Origin of the sequence: Micromonospora sp. CA-244673 (assembly GCF_050948395.1) — a bacterium.
GTDB lineage: Bacteria > Actinomycetota > Actinomycetes > Mycobacteriales > Micromonosporaceae > Micromonospora.
On sequence record NZ_CP192019.1, the window covers coordinates 5,741,603 to 5,758,499 of the forward strand.

Sequence of the window (16,897 nt, forward strand, 5' to 3'; positions counted from 1 at the left end):
GCCCGGCCACCCGACAACGACCCGGGAGACCCCCGTGCCGCTGCCCCACCCCGCCCGCGTACGCCGGCATCACCGGCCCGCGGACCGCACCGGGCACCTCCGCTCGGTCCGGGTGCAACTGCTCGCGCCGATCCTGGTGGCCACGGTCGGCCTGGTGGTGCTGGGCGCCGCCCAGACCGGCGCCGCGCTGGACGCCTCCGCCGACGCCGACCGGGCCCGCGTGCTCGCCGGCACCGCCACCGCCACCGTGCGGCTGGTGCACGAGCTGGAACGCGAACTGGGCGAGACGGCGGCGCTGCGCCAGCGTGGCGGCAACGCCGGCCGGCCACTGGTCGACGCGCAGCGGCGCCGGGTGGACGCCGCGGTGACCCGGTACCGCACGGCCAGCGGGGACGCCCGGCGGGCCGCACCGGACCTGGCGCCGGTGCTCAACGACGCGGACGGGCGGCTCGGCCAGCTCGCGCCGACGCGGGACCTGGCGCTGGGCGGGGACCGCGGCGACCCGGCGTACGCGAGTCTTGTCGAGTCGCTGCTCGCCGTCGCCGACGCGCTGCCCGCCCAGCTCCGTGACGCCGAACTGGCCAACGAGGCGCGCGAGGTGGCCGCGGTGGCCGCCCAGGAGCACCTCTCGGCGCTGGAACGCGACCTGCTGCGCGGGGTGTTCGTGCGGGGCACGCTGGTCCGGGGCGAGCTGGCCCGGCTCGGCCGGCTCCGGGGCGCCCGCGAGCAGCGCCAGGCCGAGTTCCTCCGGATCGCCGCCGGCCCGGCCAACTCCGCCTGGTACCGGCTGGTCGGCGGGGCCGACGTGGAGACGGCCCGGCGGATGCGCGACGGCGTCCTGGACAGCGACGGCGGGCCGGAGTCGCTGAAGACCGACGGCGACGCCTGGTACGTGGCGCAGAGCGGCACCATCCGCCGCTACAACCTGCTCGGCCGGGAACTCTCCGACGGGCTGGACCGCGACGCCGCCGCACTGGCCCGGACCGCCCGGCAGCGGGCCCTGCTCACCGCCGGGGCGACCAGCACGGTGGCGTTCGGCTCGCTGCTCACCGCCGTGCTGCTGGCGGTCCGGACCAGCCGGCGGCTGCGCCGGCTGCGGGTCGCGGCGCTCACCATGGCCAACCGGGAGCTGCCGGACCGGATCACCGCGATCGCGGCGGGCGAGGGCGCGCCGGGCGCGGGCACGGCGACCCGGCTGACCGACGGGATCCGCCGGGGCCGCGACGAGGTGGCCCAGGTGGCCGAGGCGTTCGACACGGTCAACAAGGCCGCGCTGCGGCTCGCCGGTGAGCAGGCCGAGCTGCGGCTGGACGTGACCCGGATGGCGGAGGCGCTGGCCCGCCGGATCCGGACGCTGATCACCCGCCAGCTGCGCCTGCTCGACGAGTTCGAACGCGAGGAGACCGACCCGGACGCGCTGGCCCGGCTCTTCGCCCTGGACCACCTTGCCGCCCGGCTGCGCCGCAACGGGGAGAACCTGCTGGTCCTCGCCGGTGGCGAGCCCGGCCGGGGGCACGAGGGCGCGCTGCTCCTGGACGACGTGATCCGGGCGGCCGCCTCCGAGATCGAGGACTACCCGCGGGTGGAGATCGACGTGCCGACCGCCGCCGTGCACGGCGCGGCGGCCGGCAACCTGGTGCACCTCCTGGCCGAGCTGCTGGAGAACGCCACCGTCTACTCGCCGCCGGACGCCCGGGTGCTGGTCGACGGGCGGCGCACCGTGGACGGCCTCACCCTGCGGGTGCACGACCAGGGCATCGGCATCAGCGAGACCCGGCTGGCCACCATCAACGAGCGGCTCGCCGCGCCGGCCACGCTGTCCAGCGCCGCGGCCGGCAGCATGGGCCTGCACGTGGTGGCCCACCTGGCCGCCCGGCACGGGATCCGGGTGCAGTTGCACCACACCGGCACCGGCACGGTCGCCCAGGTGGAGGTGCCCGAGTCGGTGCTCACCCGCGTCGAGTCGGTGACCCGGCGCCCGGCCGCCGAGCACGGCCGACCGGCCGGCCGGCCGGCGCCCTGGTTCCGGCCCCGCGCCAGCGGCCCGGCCCCGGCGCGGCCGGCCACCGGCGCCCGGGATCTGGTCGCCACCACCCCCGCGCCGACCGTCGCCGGGCCCGTGGCCGGCGGACCACCCCTGCCCGCCGGCGCCGTCCGGGGCGTCGCCGCCGTACGCCCACCGGGCGCGGCCCTGCTGGCGCCGAGCGCCGCCCGGATCCGGCCGGCGAGTTCCCCGGCGCCCTCGGGCACCACCGGCGCCGGCCTGCCACGCCGGACCCGGGGCGGGCAGCTTCCCGCGCCGCTGCCCACCACCGCCCCGCCGCCCCGGCCCGCGGACGACCTGCTCGACCCCGAGGTGGTACGCGCCCGCCTGTCCGCCCTCGCCGAGGGGGTGGCCAGCGCGATGCGCCGTGCCCCGAACACCACACCCACCGGGAGAAATCCATGACCCCACCCGTGACCGCCGGGCTCGACTGGCTGCTGGCGAACTTCGCCGAGCAGGTGCCGGACGTGTCGCACGCCCTCGCGGTGTCCGAGGACGGCCTCCGGCTGGCCGCGTCCCCCGACCTCGCGCCCGACCAGGTGGACCAGCTCGCCGCGGTGATCAGCGGGTTGGCGAGCCTGACCGTGGGCGCGGCCCGCCTGATGTCCGCCGGCCGGGTACGCCAGCAGATCGTCGACATGGACGGCGGGGTGATGCTGGTGATGGCGGTCGGCGAGCGCGCGCTGCTCGGGGTTCTCGCCGCGCCGGGCTGCGACCTGGGCCAGATCGGCTACGAGACGGCGACGCTGGTGCAGCGGGTGGCGGAGGCGCTGGAACCGGCGGCCCGCCCGTGACCGCCCGCCCGCCGCGGGTGGTCGCCGCCCTCCTGCTGGCCGTCCTGGTGGTCGCGGGCTGCGGCGGGGCCGACCCCGGGCCGAGGGCCTGGCACGACGGCCGGATCTTCCTGGCCACCGGCAACACCACCGGCGTCTACTACCAGCTCGGCGGCGGCTACGCCGACCTGATCAGCCGGCACCTGCCCGGCTACGAGGCGCGCGCCGAGCCGACCGGCGCCTCGGTGGAGAACATCACCCGGCTCGCCGGTGGTGACATGGAGATCGCCTTCAGCCTGGCCGACACGGCGGCGGACGCGGTCAACGGCCGGGGCGGCTTCGAGGGCCGGCCGCAGCCGGTACGCGCGCTGGCCCGGGTCTACAGCAACTACACCCACGTGATCGTCCGCGCCGACGGCAAGATCAGCAGCTTCGCCGACCTGCGCGGCAAGCGGATCTCCACCGGCTCGCCGAAGTCCGGCACGGACATCATCGCCGGGCGGCTGCTCACCGCCGGCGGGATCAACCCCGACCGCGACATCCAGCGGCTCAACCTGTCGCTGCCGGAGACGGTGCAACGGATGCGGGCCGGCAGCCTCGACGCGATGTTCTTCTCCGGCGGCCTGCCCACCCCGGGCGTCAAGGACCTGCTCTCCAGCGCGCCCGGGGTGTTCCGGCTGCTCCCGCTGAGCGAGCTGATCGAGCCGCTGGCCGCCCGGTACGGTTCGGTCTACACGACGGCCATCCTGCCCAAGGAGATCTACGGCAGCCCGGCGGCCACCCCGACCATCACGGTGGCGAACGTGATCCTCGTGGCGGCGGACATGCCGGACCAGCTCGCGTACGACCTGACCCGGGTGCTCTTCACCTGGCAGGGCGAGCTGATCAGGGTGCACCCGGAGGCGGCGAACTTCACCCGGGACAGCGCCGCCGCCAGCGACCCCATCCCGCTGCACCCGGGAGCGGCGCGCTTCTACCGCAGCGGCTGACGGCTCAGAGGTCAGCGGGGGCGGTGGCGGCCCGGGCTGCGGCGACGAGCCGGTCGGTCTCGGCGGCCACCGCCTCGTCGTCGGTGGGCGTGCCCGGGTCGTAGCGCACCGTCCAGGTCAGCCCGTCCACACCGGGCACCCGGCGGGCGGCGATCCGGCCGGCGCCGCCGGGCACCGCATGGTGCGCGGTGTACGCGACCGAGCGGGTGACCCGGGCCCGCACCTGGTGGGGCAGGTCGCCCGGGTCGAGCAGAAGGTAGGTCTCGGCCGGGCAGTCGGCGACCACGAGGTAGCCGGCCCGCTCGCCGACCCGGTCGGCGGGGGTGACGGTGAGCTCGCGGCCGGACCAGACCGCCTTGAGGACGTCGTGCCAGCCGATCCGCTCCCCGCGGCCGGGCAGCCACAGCCCGAGGTTGCTGGCCACCACGATGCCGTCGCCCTCGCCGTTGCCGACGGCAGCCCAGGCGAGCACCCGCTCGTCGTCGTGCAGCGGCGGCCGGTCGGCGGGCGGCAGCTTGGGCTTGCGGTTGAACAGTCCCATCTAGAGCCCTCCGGCGGCCTGCTCGCGCAGTGCCCGCGCGTGCTGCTCCAGCGAGAGCAGTTCCCCGAAGAGGGCGAAGTATTCGTCCTTGTTGCTCACCGGGTTGATCCGCTGGATCTTCGACTTGAGGTCCTTGATCCGCCCGGTCACCGAGCCCCACTGGAGGCGGGCCATGGTGATCGAGACGTATCGGGGGTCGGGCTCGCCGTCGATGCGCAGCGGCTCCACGGCCAACTCGCCGACGAGCGCCTGGCCGGCCAGGTCGTCGCAGGCGTCGCGGACCTGCTCGATCCAGACCGCGCCGCCGGGGGCGGTCGCCGCGCCGCCGGCCGCGGCGATGGCCGCGCGGAGGGCCACGTGCACCGGGTGCCGGTATTCGGCCGCCTCGACCGCGTCGAACATCGGGCCGGCCAGCACCGGCTCCTGGAGGGCGAGCTTCAGCGCCTCCCGCTCGACCATCGACTGGGGACTGTCCACGCTGGGCGCGGCCGGCGCGGGGCGGGCGGGTGCGGCCGCCGCGCCGGCGGGCTGCCCGTTGGCGGCGGCCAGCACCGCGCGCTGCACCGGCTCGATCTCCATGCCGAGGTCGCCGGCGAGCTTGCGGACGTACTCGGGGCGCTTCTCCCGGTCTTTGATCTTGGCGACGAGCGGGGCGGCCCGGCGCATCGCCTCCACCCGGCCGTCGACGGTGTCCAGGTCGTAGCGGTTGATCATGTGGCGGAGCGCGAAGTCGACCAGCGGCTCCCGGCGGGCGACCAGGTCGCGGACCGCGAGGTCACCCTTGGCCAGGCGCAGCTCGCACGGGTCCATGTTGTCGGGGCTGACCGCGATGAAGGTGCGCCCGACGAAGCGCTGGTCGTCCTCGAAGGCGCGCAGGGCGGCCTTCTGGCCGGCGGCGTCCCCGTCGAAGGTGAAGATGATCTCACCGGCCACGGCGTCGGTGTCCATGAGCAGCCGGCGCAGCACCCCGATGTGGTCGGCGCCGAACGCGGTGCCGCAGGTCGCCACGGCGGTCGGCACGCCGGCCAGGTGGCAGGCCATCACGTCGGTGTAGCCCTCGACCACCACCACCTTGCCCTGCTTGGCGATCTCCCGCTTGGCCTGGTCGATGCCGTAGAGGACGTGCGACTTCTTGTAGATCGGCGTCTCGGGGGTGTTGAGGTATTTCGGGCCGTCGTCGTCGTCGAAGAGCTTGCGGGCGCCGAAGCCGATCACGTCGCCGGTGAGGTCGCGGATCGGCCAGAGCAGCCGGCGCCGGAACCGGTCGATCAGGCTGCCCGAGCGGGACGGGCGGGACAGCCCCGCCGTGACCAGCTCGTCGTGGGTGAAGCCCTGCTGGCGCAGGTGCTTGGTGAGCAGGTCCCAGGCGTCGGGGGCGAAGCCGCAGCCGTAGCGCTCGGCGGCGGCCCGGTCGAAGCCCCGCTGGGCGAGGAACTCCCGCGCGGCCCGGGCGCCGGCCGTGGTGAGCTGGGCGCGGTAGAACTCGACGGCGGCGGCGTGCGCGGCCACGAGGCGCTGGCGCTGGCCCTGCTGCGGGCGGGGGCGTGGGGCCGAGCGGTCGTCCTCGACGTAGCGCAGCTGGATGCCGGTGCGGCCGGCCAGCCGCTCGACGGACTCGACGAAGCTCAGGTGCTCGGCGTCCATCAGGAACTTGATCGCGTCCCCGCCGGCACCGCAGCCGAAGCAGTACCAGACGTTGCGGGCCGGCGAGACGTTGAACGAGGGGCTCTTCTCGTCGTGGAACGGGCAGAGACCCTTGAGGTTGCCGCCGCCGGCCGACTTGAGCGTCACCGTGTCGGAGATGACCTCGGCGATGGAGGTGCGCTCGCGGACCAGCGCGATGTCCTCGTCCCGGATCCGCCCCGCCATCTCCGCCACCTCCTCGGCGTACATCCTGCCCTGCCGGACCGACGATCCGCGCCCGGGGGCACGCCGGGTGAGCCGGATCGCGACCGACTCGGCCGTTTTCGCCTCCGCTGCCGCGCCGGTGCGCCGATCATGAGCAGATGCGGGGGAGACAGGACCGCGGAGCATGGTGGGACCGGTTGGCTGGCAGGCTGGGCGTACGTCGGCCGGTGACGGTCGCCGACAAGGCCAGCCACCGGCACGCGACCTGGTTCGAGCTCTTCTTCGACGTGATCTTCGTTTTCGCCCTGGCGGAGGTGGTGAGCCGGCTCGGCGAGGACCCGAGCCCTCGGCCGCGCAGCGTGCTCGCCGCGTTCGGGCTCTTCCTCGTGGTGCAGTGGGCCTGGGTGGGCCACGCCTTCTACGCCACCCGGTACGAGGCGGACGACCTGCCACACCGGTTGCTGATGCTGCTCTCGCTGCTCGGCGCCGGGGCGATCACCCTCGGGGTGGACGAGGTGCCCCGCGGCCCGATGCTGCCGATCGGCTACCTGATCGTCCGTGGCGTGCTGCTCCTGCTCTACCTCCGGGGCCGCCCGCCCCCCGGAGTGGCTCGGGCGGGCACCCTGGTCTACCTGATCGGATTCGGGCTCGGCTGGCTGATCTGGCTGACCTCACTGGCCGTCCCCGCGCACCTGCGGCCGGTGTTCTGGATCACCGGGACGGTGGTCGAGCTCGCCACGCCCTGGGTCGGCTACCGCTGGCTGAGCCGGTGGCCGGTGGACGTCCGGCACCTGCCGGAGCGGGTCGGCCAGTTCGTCATCATCGTGCTCGGCAGCACCGTGGCCAATCTGCTCGCCACGGTGCCGGACTACCCGGACCGGACCATGGTCCTCACCGCGGCGGTGGCCTCCGTCGTGCCGGCGGCGATCTGGTGGATCTACGCCAGCTACATCGGCGGCGGCATCCCGATCCAGCGGTTACGCGGCGGTCAGCCCTACACCTACCTGCACTACCTGCTCAGCGGCGGCCTGCTGCTGCTCGGGTGGGCGCTCGGGCAGACGGTCCGGGCGGTCCACGGCGACATAGTCCTGACCAGGGAAGTACGCCTGCTGCTGGCCGGTTCGGCCACCCTCTGGCTCGTCTGCGGGCTGGGCCTGTACTGGCTGGCGATCCGGGTCTCGCGGCCCGCCGCGCTGGGCGCCGGGTACGGCATCGCCTCGGTCTGGGCGATCGCCCTGGCCGTCTCCTCGCCGTTCCTGGTGCTGGTGTTGCTGAGCGCGGCGATCGCCACGTACGCAGTGCTGTTCACCGCCGTGCTGGGCAGGGAACGGAGGGACCAGGGGATGGCGCTCACCACTCCCGACTGAGCGGGCGGCATCCGGCGCGCCGCTCGGCTCGCCGCGGAGCACCGAGCGGGCGCCGGCGGTCACGCCGAGCGGCCGGCCCCGGCGGCGGCGTCGCCGATCCGCGGGAACGGTTCGATGGAGAAGACCACCTCGACCGGCACCTCGAAGTAGGCGGCGATCCGCAGCGCCAGGTGCAGGCTGGGCCGGAACTCGCCCCGCTCCAGGTAGCCGACCGTCTGGTAGTGCACGCCCAGCGCGTCGGCGAGCTGCCGCCGGGAGATCCCCCGTTCGGCACGCAGCACGGCGATCCGGTTGTGCACGACCTCGCTCATCGGCGCCCTCTCATCCGACCCGCTGCATGGCCCGCTCGCGGCGGGCGGCCACCCGCGAGCCGGATTCCCGCCGGGCCATCCGCCGCAGCACCACCGGGGCCAGCACCAGCCCGAGCACGGCCCACGCGCCGAGCACGCCGAACGTCTCCAGGTGGCGCCAGGAGCCGCCGAGCTCGACCGCGGCCATGCCGTCGGGCAGCAGCGCCGAGCGCATGCCCAACCCTAGCCAGTAGATCGGGAAGACCTGGGCGACGGCCTGCAGCCACCCCGGGTAGCCGTTGATCGGGTAGAAGATGCCGGACAGGGCGATGAGGCCCATGTTCGGCAGCATGACCAGCCCGAGGTTGCGCGGGTTCTCGATCAGCGAGCCGAGGACCGCGCCCATCGGCAGGGTGGCGACCAGGCCGAGCACCGCCACCCAGAGCAGGGTGAACCAGGCCGAGGCGCTGCCCAGCCGGAGCCCGTCCAGGAAGAACAGCGCCGAGACGAGCTGCAGGAGCATGCTCAGCAGCGCCACCGTCGACATCAGGGTGACCTTGCCGATCAGGTAGCCGAGCATCCCGTTCGGGGTGGCCTTGGCGCGCAGCAGGGTGCCGTCCTCGCGCTCCATGACCAGCTGTGAGGCGAGCACCAGCATGCCGCCGAAGGCCAGGCCCATGCCGAGCGCGCTGGGCAGCGTGCGGGCGCCGAGCGAGAAGGAGGTCCCGGGCACGGTGGAGCCGCGCATGAAGAACATCGTGACCAGCAGCGCCACCGTCGGGAAGAGGTAGTTCCACAGGTCCTGGCCGTTGCTGAAGGTGTTGCGCAGCTCGATCAGGCCGCGCCGGACACCGGCCCGGACGGCCGCCATCGTCGGGTTCATCGGTCGCTCCCCTGCTGCCACACCCGGTCGGCCCGGCCGGTCCGGACCCCGGATTCCTCCTCGTAGACCAGTGCCATGTACGCGTCCTCCAGGCTGGCCCGGCGGACCTCCAGCTCCTGCACCCGGTCGCCGTGCTCGCGGAGCAGGTCGCGCAGGAAGGCGGTGGCGTCGCCCGTGGCGTGCACGAACCGCTCGCCGTCCAGGGTCCAGCGGATCTCCGCGTCACCGGCGACCCGGCGGGACAGCTCGTCCGGCGAACCGTCGGCGATGATCCGGCCACCGCCCAGGATGAGGATCCGGTCGGCCAGCTTCTCCGCCTCGTCCAGGTCGTGGGTGGTGAGCAGGATGGTGGTCTCGTCGTCGTCGGCCAGGCGGTGCACCAGCTCGTGGAACTCCCGCCGGGCGGCCGGGTCGAAGCCGACCGTCGGCTCGTCCAGGAACAGCAGCTCCGGGCGGCCCACGATGCCGACCGCCACGTCGAGCCGGCGGCGCTGGCCGCCGGAGAGCCGGGCCACCCGCTGGTCCGCCTGCGCGGTGAGGCCGACGGTGTCCAGCAGGTCGTCGACCGGCCACGGCCGGGCGATCCGGTCGGTGGCGTACGGCGCGTAGAAGTCGCCGAGGTGGGCCAGCAGGTCCCGGACCCGCCACTTGCCGTGGTCACGCCAGGACTGGAGCACCACGCCCAACCGGGCGCGCCAGCGCTCGTCACCCCGGCCGGGGTCGACGCCGAGCACCCGGACCGACCCGGCCGAACGCAGCCGGAAGCCCTCCAGGATCTCGATGGTGGTGGTCTTGCCGGCGCCGTTGGGGCCGAGCAGGGCGAGCACCTCGCCGCGCCGGGCGGTGAGGTCGACCCCGTGCAGCACGTCGACGGTGCCGTACCGCATGCGCAGGTCGCGGACGTCGAGGACCAGATCCTCGTCGGGCGGGTGGGGAGCCGTCGCGGCCCCCGGTAGTTCGACCGCAGTCATACCGCGAAATGTAGCACCTCTACTACAACCCGAGGTATACCCGCTCCGCGTCGGAAACCGGTCAGGTCAGCGTCCGGGCCGGTGGAACCAGCGGGTCACCGGCGGCGGGTTCTCCTCCTCGTACGACCGGGCGGCACGCACCGCGGCGGCCAGGCCCGACCGGCGCGGGCCGGGCCGCGGCCGCACCGCCGGGTCGGCGGCCATCTCCCGCACGAGGGCGACCGCCAGGCCCAGCATGACCACCACGAACGGCAGCGCCACCAGGATGGTGGCCTGCTGCAACGCGGCCAGGCCGCCGGCCAGCAGCAGCGCCGCCGCGACCGCCCCGATGAGTACGCCCCACAGCACCACCACCCCCCGGTGCGGCCGCAGCGCGCCCCGGGAACTCAGCGAGCCGAGCACCAGGGCGGCCGAGTCGGCGCCGGTGATGAAGAAGAGCGCCACCAGCACCGCCGCCACCGCCGTGGTGACCGTCGCCAGGGGCAGCGCGTGCAGCAGCCCGAAGAGGGCGTTCTCGGCGCTCGCCCCGACGTCGGCGACCAGGTCCCGGGTGCCGCTCTGCTGCACCCGCAGCGCGGTGCCGCCCATGATCGCGAACCAGACGACGCTGGCCCCGCTGGGCACCAGGAGCACCCCCGTGACGAACTCCCGGACCGTGCGCCCACGGGAGATCCGGGCGATGAAGATGCCGACGAACGGCGCCCAGGAGATCCACCAGGCCCAGTAGAAGATGGTCCACGAGCCCAGCCAGGCCGGGTCGGTGAAGGCTCCGGTGCGGGTGGACATGACCACCAGGTGGCTGAGGTAGTCGCCGACCGAGGCGGGCAGCACCTCCAGCGTGTAGATGGTCGGGCCGGCCACGAAGACGAAGACCATCAGACCCACCGCCAGCACCACGTTGCTGGTCGACAGCCACTTGATCCCCTTGTGCAGGCCCGTGAACGCGGAGATCACGAACGCGGCGGTGAGCGCGGCGATCACCACCAGCTCGACCCCGGTGCTGTCCGGCACGCCGGTCGCGCTGTCCAGGCCCGCCGTGACCTGGAGCGCGCCGAGCCCGAGGCTGGTCGCCGAACCGAACACGGTGGCGAACACCGCCAGCAGGTCGATCGCCTGCCCGACCGGCCCGTACGCCCGGGCGCCGAGCAGCGGCACGAACGCCGCCGAGATCCGGCTGCCGCGCCCCTTGCGGAAGGTCGAGTACGCCAGGGCCAGCGCCGCGACCGCGTAGATGCCCCACGGGTGCAGGGTCCAGTGGAAGAGGGTGTACTGCATGGCCGCCGCGGCGGCCGGCCCGGTCTGCGGCTGCACCCCGGCGGCGGGTGGCGGCGCGGCGTAGTGCTGAATCGGCTCGGCGACGGCGTAGAAGACCAGGCCGATGCCCATGCCGGTGCTGAACATCATCGACACCCAGGCCAGCGTGCTGAACTCCGGCTCGTCGTCGTCGGCGCCGAGCCGGATCCGGCCGAACCGGGACGCGGCGAGCACCACGGACAGCACCAGGAAAGCGTCGGCGGCCACCACGAAGAACCAGCCGAACGTGCCGATCACCCAGGCCAGCCCGGACTTCCCGAACGCCGCCAGGGATCCGCCGCCGAGCACACCCCAGGCCACCACCGCCAGCACGCCGGCCACGCCCAGCCCGAGCACCACCCGGTCGGCACGCTGCACCGGCCGGTCCTGCCGCACCTGCTCCGCCATGGCCCCATCCTCAGCGGGCGGGTGACCCCGCCGGGGCCGAACGACGCAGGACCGTCGCGGGCCGGCGGTCGATCAGACGGGGAGGACGGCCGACTCCTCCGCCTCGACCTGGGCGTTCCAGGCCGCCTTGGTGGAGCGCCAGCCCTCGTCATCCATGCCGCGCCGCCAGTAGCCGGAGATCGACAGGTCGCCCCGGGGCACACCACGCTCGACCCGCAGCAGGTGGCGCAGCTCCTTCACCGCGGTGGCCTCGCCGTGCACGAAGGCGTGCACCCGGCCGGCCGGGAAGTCCAGCGCGCGGAGCGCCTCCACCAGCGGCTCACCCACGGGACGGCCGGCGCGGTGCAGCCAGCGCAGCTCGACCGCGCCCGCGCTGGCCAGCGGCAGCTCGTCGGCGGGACCGCCCACCTCGACGTAGACCTTGGCGGGCGCGCCCACGGGCAGCCGCTCCAGCGCGGCGGCGATCGCCGGCAGCGCGCTCTCGTCCCCGGCCAGCAGGTGCCAGTCGGCCGCCGGGTCCGGCGCGTACGCGCCGCCGGGGCCGGCGAACAGCACCCGGTCGCCGGGGCGCAGCGCGGCCGCCCACGGCCCGGCCAGCCCCTCGTCGCCGTGGTGCACCACGTCCACGGTCAGCTCGCCGGCCGCCGCGTCCCAGGCCCGCACCGTGTACGCCCGCAGCCGCGGCCACTGCTGCGCCGGGAACTCGCGCCTGATGGTGGCCAGGTCCGTCGGGTGCGGGTAGCTCACCCCGGCGGGCGGGAAGACGAACTTCACGTAGTGGTCGGTGTAGGCGCCCACCGGCAGGCCGGTCAGCTCCGCACCGCCGAGCACGAGGCGGATCAGGTGCGGGGTGGGCCGCCCGGTCCGGACGACCGTGGCGGCGGTGAGCTTCTTCGGGCGCTGCTCCGTCATGCTTCTTAGGCTAGCCTAAGTCGCTGATCTCTCCCACCGGGCTGTCCGGCTGCCGACCGTCGGGGGGTCAGCGGCCCGCCGCCAGCCGGCCGTGCCAGGCCAGGGCGGCCGGGTCGGTGAGCGAGGCCACCTGGTCGACCACCACGCGCAGCCGGGCGGCGTCGTCCGGGGCGGCCCGCCACAGCGGGGCGAAGACCGGGTCGAGCGCGTCCGGAGCCCGGTCGAGCAGGGCAGCGACCAGGTCGGCGAGGATCTCCCGCTGCTGCGCGTACCGGGTGCCGGCGCCGGGGCGGCGCATCACGTAGCGCAGCGCGATGCCCTTGAGCAGCGCGCACCGGGCCCGGATGCGGCGCGGCACCACGAGGTCGGCGGCGTACCGGCGGTGCGGCCCGGGGCCGTGGCGCTCCTGCGTGGCGGCCACCACGGTCGACACGAAACGGCCGGTGAGCACGCTCGTGGTGGTCTTCAGGGCGGCGAGCGCCCGGTGGCTGCCGTCGTACGCGGCGAGCGGCGCGAGCGCCGGATCGGCGAGCAGTTCGGCCAGCACCTCGCCCAGGTCCTCGGGGGCCTCCCCGGAGTAGGCGGCCGCCACGTCGGCGCAGAGCGCCCGCCGTTCGTCGGCGTCGACCAGCAGCGGGCGCAGGCTGACGTAGCCGCCGTGGATGCCGTCCTCGACGTCGTGCACCGAGTACGCCACGTCGTCGGCCCAGTCCATCACCTGCGCCTCCAGGCAGCGCCGGTCGCCGGGCGGGGCGCCCTCCCGCAGCCAGGCGAAGACCGGACGGTCGTCGGCGTACACCCCGAACTTGCGCCGGCCGGGCCGGCGCTCCCACGGGTACTTGGCGACCGCGTCGAGCGAGGCGCGGGTCAGGTTCAGCCCGGCGGAGCCGCCGTCGGGGGCGAGCACCTTGGCCTCCAGCCGGGTGAGCACCCGCAGCGTCTGCGCGTTGCCCTCGAAGCCCCCGCAGTCGGCGGCGAGCGTGTCCAGGGCGTCCTCGCCGTTGTGCCCGAAGGGCGGGTGACCCAGGTCGTGCGCCAGCCCGGCGGTGTCCACCACGTCCGGGTCGCAGCCGAGCCGGGCGCCCATCTCCCGGGCGATCTGCGCCACCTCCAGCGAGTGGGTCAGCCGGGTACGCAGGAAGTCGTCGGTGCCCGCGGTGTGCACCTGGGTCTTCGCGGCGAGCCGGCGGAACGCCGCCGAGTGCAGCACCCGGGCCCGGTCCCGCTCGTACGGCGACCGCCCGTACCCGGTGTCCTTGGGCGCCTCGGTGACCAGGCGCGCCGCGTCGTCAGCGCCGGAACCGGCGGCCAACCCTCATCCCCGCTGCCGAAGGACGCAGAACTCGTTGCCCTCCGGGTCGGACAGCACGGTCCAGTCCACCTCGCCCTGCCCGATGTCGACGTGCCGGGCGCCCATGTCGACGAGGCGCTCGACCTCGGCCTCCAGGTCGGCCGGGCGCAGGTCGATGTGCAGCCGGTTCTTGCCCTCCTTGGGGCCGCTGACCGGGACGAAGACGATGCCGGGCAGCGTGTCGGCCGTGCGGCGGATCTCCACCTCGTCCGGCTTGTCGCTGATCACCTGGTAGCCGAGCGCCTCCGCCCACCAGTGGGCGAGCCGGGACGGGTCCTGGGCGTCGACCGTCAGGTTCTCCCAGACGCTGGTCATGCGGCCACCTTCCTGATCGACACGTACGCGGGAGCCCAGGTTACGCCCGGCGGGCCGGAATGGCGCGCCCGGACGCACGCGGGGCCGCCGACTTGAGCGTCGGCGGCCCCGGAAGCGTCACGCCGTCAGCGGGAGTCGGAACCGGTGGTGGTGAGAACCGCGCGGCCGGCCTCCAGCCGGGCGACCGGGACCCGGAACGGCGAGCAGGAGACGTAGTCGAGGCCGACCTCGTGGAAGAAGTGCACCGACTCCGGGTCGCCACCGTGCTCGCCGCACACGCCGAGCTTCAGCCCCGGGCGCGCCGCCCGGCCCTCGTCGGCGGCGATCCGGACCAGCCGGCCGACGCCGTCCCGGTCGATCGACTCGAACGGCGAGATGCCGAAGATGCCCAGCTCCAGGTAGCGCCAGAAGAACGCGCCCTCGACGTCGTCGCGGGAGAAGCCCCAGCCCATCTGGGTGAGGTCGTTGGTGCCGAAGGAGAAGAACTGCGCGGCCTCGGCGATCTGCCCGGCGGTCAGCGCCGCCCGGGGCACCTCGATCATGGTGCCGATCAGCACCTCGACGCCGCTGTCCCCGACCACCTCGGCGATGATCTTCTCGGCCTCGGCGCGTACCGTCTCCAGCTCCTGCACCGCGCCGACCAGCGGGACCATGATCTCCGGGCAGGCGGACCCGCCGTCCCGGGTGACCGCGACGGCGGCCTCGGCGATCGCGCGGACCTGCATGGCGAACAGGCCGGGGATGACCAGGCCGAGCCGGACGCCGCGCAGGCCCAGCATCGGGTTCTCCTCGTGCATCCGCCGGACGGCGGCGAGCAGCGCCTCCTCCTTGGCCACGTCCTCGCCGCGCTCCTGGGCGACCGCCACGTTGACCGCGAGCTGCTCCAGCGGGGGCAGGAACTCGTGCAGCGGCGGGTCGATGAGCCGCACGGTGACCGGCAGGCCGTCCATCTCGCGGAAGATCTCGACGAAGTCGTCCCGCTGCAGCGGCAACAGGGCGGCGAGCGCCGTCTGCCGCTCCTCGTCGGTGGACGCGAGGATCAGCCGCTCGACCAGCTCGCGCCGGTCGCCGAGGAACATGTGCTCGGTGCGGCACAGGCCGATGCCCTCGGCCCCGAACCGCCGCGCCCGGGCCGCGTCCGCGCCGGTGTCGGCGTTCGTCCGGACCCGCAGCCGCCGCGTGGCGTCGGCGTGCGTCATGATCCGGTGTACGGCGCGGACCAGCGGGTTGTCGATGTGCTCCGGGTCGAGGCTGCCCTCGAAGTACTGCACCACCTCGGACGGCATGACCGGCACCTCGCCGAGGTAGACCTTGCCGGTGGTGCCGTCGATGGAGACCACGTCACCCTCGTTGACGGTCTGCCCGGCCACGGTGAACTTCTTCGCCGGCACGTTGACGTCCAGCTCGTCGGCGCCGGAGACACAGGTCTTGCCCATGCCCCGGGCCACCACCGCGGCGTGGCTGGTCTTGCCACCGCGCGAGGTGAGGATGCCCTTGGCGGCGATCATGCCGCTGAGGTCGTCCGGGTTGGTCTCCCGGCGGACCAGGATCACCGACTCGCCCTCGGCGGCCAGCTCGACGGCGCGGGCCGAGGTGAAGACCACCTTGCCAGAGGCCGCGCCGGGCGAGGCGCCGATGCCCTTGGCGACCGGCTGGAATTCGTGGTCGAGCTGGAAGCGCGGGAACATGAGCTGGGCGAGCTGCGCGCCGTTGACCCGGTGCAGCGCCTCGTCCAGGTCGATCAGGCCCTCGTCGACGAGCTGCCCGGCGATGACGAACGCGGCGGCCGCCGTGCGCTTGCCGACCCGGGTCTGGAGCATCCAGAGCTTGCCGCGCTCGATGGTGAACTCGATGTCGCAGAGGTCCTTGTAGTGCTCCTCCAGCCGGGCCATGTAGTCGAGCAGCTCGTCGTAGGACTTCTTGTCGAGCTGTTCCAGCTCCTGCAACGGCACGGTGTTGCGGATGCCGGCCACCACGTCCTCGCCCTGGGCGTTGGCCAGGTAGTCGCCGTAGATGCCCTGGGCGCCGCTGGCGGGGTCCCGGGTGAAGGCGACGCCGGTGCCGGAGTCCGCGCCGAGGTTGCCGAAGACCATGGCCACCACGTTGACCGCGGTGCCCAGGTCGGCCGGGATCCGCTCCTGCCGGCGGTAGACCACCGCGCGCTCGGCGTTCCACGACTCGAAGACCGCGCGGATGGCCAGGTCGAGCTGCTCGCGCGGCTCCTGGGGGAACTCCCGGCCGGTGTGCTTGGCGAAGATCTTCTTGTACGCGTCGACCAGCCCGCGCAGGTCGTCGGCGTCCAGGTCGAGGTCGTTCTGCGTACCCTTGGCGCGCTTGGCGTCGTCGAGCGCGTGCTCGAACTCCTCGCCCGGCACCTCGCAGACGGTCTTGCCGAACATCTGGATGAGCCGGCGGTAGGAGTCCCAGGCGAAGCGGTCGTTCCCGCCGGCCTGCGCGCTGAGCCCGACCACGCTGCGGTCGTTGAGGCCCACGTTGAGGACGGTCTCCATCATGCCGGGCATGGAGAACTTGGCGCCCGAGCGCACCGAGACCAGCAGCGGGTCCTGCGGGTCACCGAGCTTGCGGCCCATCTCCCGTTCCAGGGACTCCAGGTGCGCCTCGATCTGGGCGGCCAGCCCGTCCGGCTCCCGGCCGGTCGTCAGGTACGCCTTGCAGGCCTCGGTGGTGATGGTGAAGCCGGGCGGGACCGGCAGGCCGAGATTGGTCATCTCGGCCAGGTTGGCCCCCTTGCCGCCGAGCAGGTCCTTGAGGTCCTTGTTGCCCTCGGCGAAGTCGTAGACGTACTTGTGCTCGACCGTCTCTTGCGCTGCCACCAGAGCCTCCCACGCGCGCCATTGACACTTAACGAAGGTTCAGTTCGGACATACCCCGGGAGCGACCACCGGTAATCC

Annotated in this window: 14 protein-coding genes; 4 read left to right on the forward strand and 10 right to left on the reverse strand. The window is 74.1% G+C overall.

The window, feature by feature from the left end; genetic code table 11:
• Positions 1–34: 34 nt before the first annotated feature.
• The 3 genes from ACQP12_RS26220 to ACQP12_RS26230 are packed head-to-tail and all read left to right on the forward strand — an operon-like array spanning position 35 to position 3,806.
• Positions 35–2,449, forward strand: coding sequence for a sensor histidine kinase (locus ACQP12_RS26220; protein WP_433282806.1), 2,415 nt, complete (start codon positions 35–37; stop codon positions 2,447–2,449).
• Positions 2,446–2,838: a roadblock/LC7 domain-containing protein gene (locus ACQP12_RS26225; RefSeq protein WP_357939227.1), complete on the forward strand. Its 393-nt coding sequence runs from the start codon at positions 2,446–2,448 to the stop codon at positions 2,836–2,838. The genes ACQP12_RS26220 and ACQP12_RS26225 overlap by 4 nt, the downstream gene beginning before the upstream one ends.
• Positions 2,835–3,806, forward strand: coding sequence for a TAXI family TRAP transporter solute-binding subunit (locus ACQP12_RS26230; RefSeq protein ID WP_433282808.1), 972 nt, complete (start codon positions 2,835–2,837; stop codon positions 3,804–3,806). The genes ACQP12_RS26225 and ACQP12_RS26230 overlap by 4 nt, the downstream gene beginning before the upstream one ends.
• Before the next feature lie 4 nt (positions 3,807–3,810).
• On the opposite strand, the gene ACQP12_RS26235 is transcribed toward ACQP12_RS26230, so the two are convergent.
• Positions 3,811–4,347: a hypothetical protein gene (locus ACQP12_RS26235; protein WP_357939223.1), complete on the reverse strand. Its 537-nt coding sequence runs from the start codon at positions 4,345–4,347 to the stop codon at positions 3,811–3,813.
• Complete coding sequence (gene dnaG / locus ACQP12_RS26240; protein WP_433282810.1) at positions 4,348–6,240, reverse strand: DNA primase; 1,893 nt, start codon at positions 6,238–6,240, stop codon at positions 4,348–4,350.
• A gap of 152 nt (positions 6,241–6,392) precedes the next feature.
• Between dnaG and ACQP12_RS26245 the strand changes: the two genes are divergently transcribed.
• On the forward strand, positions 6,393–7,562 hold the full coding sequence (locus ACQP12_RS26245; protein WP_433282812.1) for a low temperature requirement protein A: 1,170 nt from the start codon (positions 6,393–6,395) through the stop codon (positions 7,560–7,562).
• A gap of 59 nt (positions 7,563–7,621) precedes the next feature.
• Here the strand turns inward: ACQP12_RS26245 and ACQP12_RS26250 are convergent, their stop codons facing one another.
• The 8 genes from ACQP12_RS26250 to ppdK all read right to left on the reverse strand — a co-directional run bounded on the left by ACQP12_RS26250 (position 7,622) and on the right by ppdK (position 16,819).
• Positions 7,622–7,873 (reverse strand): helix-turn-helix transcriptional regulator, encoded by a 252-nt coding sequence (locus ACQP12_RS26250; RefSeq protein ID WP_262282095.1) that lies wholly within the window; start codon positions 7,871–7,873, stop codon positions 7,622–7,624.
• A gap of 10 nt (positions 7,874–7,883) precedes the next feature.
• Positions 7,884–8,735 (reverse strand): ABC transporter permease, encoded by an 852-nt coding sequence (locus tag ACQP12_RS26255; RefSeq protein WP_357939216.1) that lies wholly within the window; start codon positions 8,733–8,735, stop codon positions 7,884–7,886.
• Positions 8,732–9,706, reverse strand: coding sequence for an ABC transporter ATP-binding protein (locus tag ACQP12_RS26260; protein WP_357939214.1), 975 nt, complete (start codon positions 9,704–9,706; stop codon positions 8,732–8,734). The genes ACQP12_RS26255 and ACQP12_RS26260 overlap by 4 nt, the downstream gene beginning before the upstream one ends.
• A gap of 66 nt (positions 9,707–9,772) precedes the next feature.
• Entirely contained in the window at positions 9,773–11,407 is a 1,635-nt protein-coding gene (locus tag ACQP12_RS26265) for a BCCT family transporter (protein WP_357939212.1), read from the reverse strand.
• A 72-nt stretch (positions 11,408–11,479) separates the two neighbouring features.
• Complete coding sequence (locus tag ACQP12_RS26270) at positions 11,480–12,319, reverse strand: siderophore-interacting protein (RefSeq protein WP_433282815.1); 840 nt, start codon at positions 12,317–12,319, stop codon at positions 11,480–11,482.
• Positions 12,320–12,386: 67 nt separating this feature from the next.
• Positions 12,387–13,631, reverse strand: coding sequence for a deoxyguanosinetriphosphate triphosphohydrolase (locus ACQP12_RS26275; protein WP_357939208.1), 1,245 nt, complete (start codon positions 13,629–13,631; stop codon positions 12,387–12,389).
• A gap of 3 nt (positions 13,632–13,634) precedes the next feature.
• Positions 13,635–13,985, reverse strand: coding sequence for a VOC family protein (locus tag ACQP12_RS26280; RefSeq protein WP_357939206.1), 351 nt, complete (start codon positions 13,983–13,985; stop codon positions 13,635–13,637).
• A 125-nt stretch (positions 13,986–14,110) separates the two neighbouring features.
• On the reverse strand, positions 14,111–16,819 hold the full coding sequence (gene ppdK, locus ACQP12_RS26285; RefSeq protein ID WP_433282818.1) for a pyruvate, phosphate dikinase: 2,709 nt from the start codon (positions 16,817–16,819) through the stop codon (positions 14,111–14,113).
• Positions 16,820–16,897 lie beyond the last annotated feature (78 nt).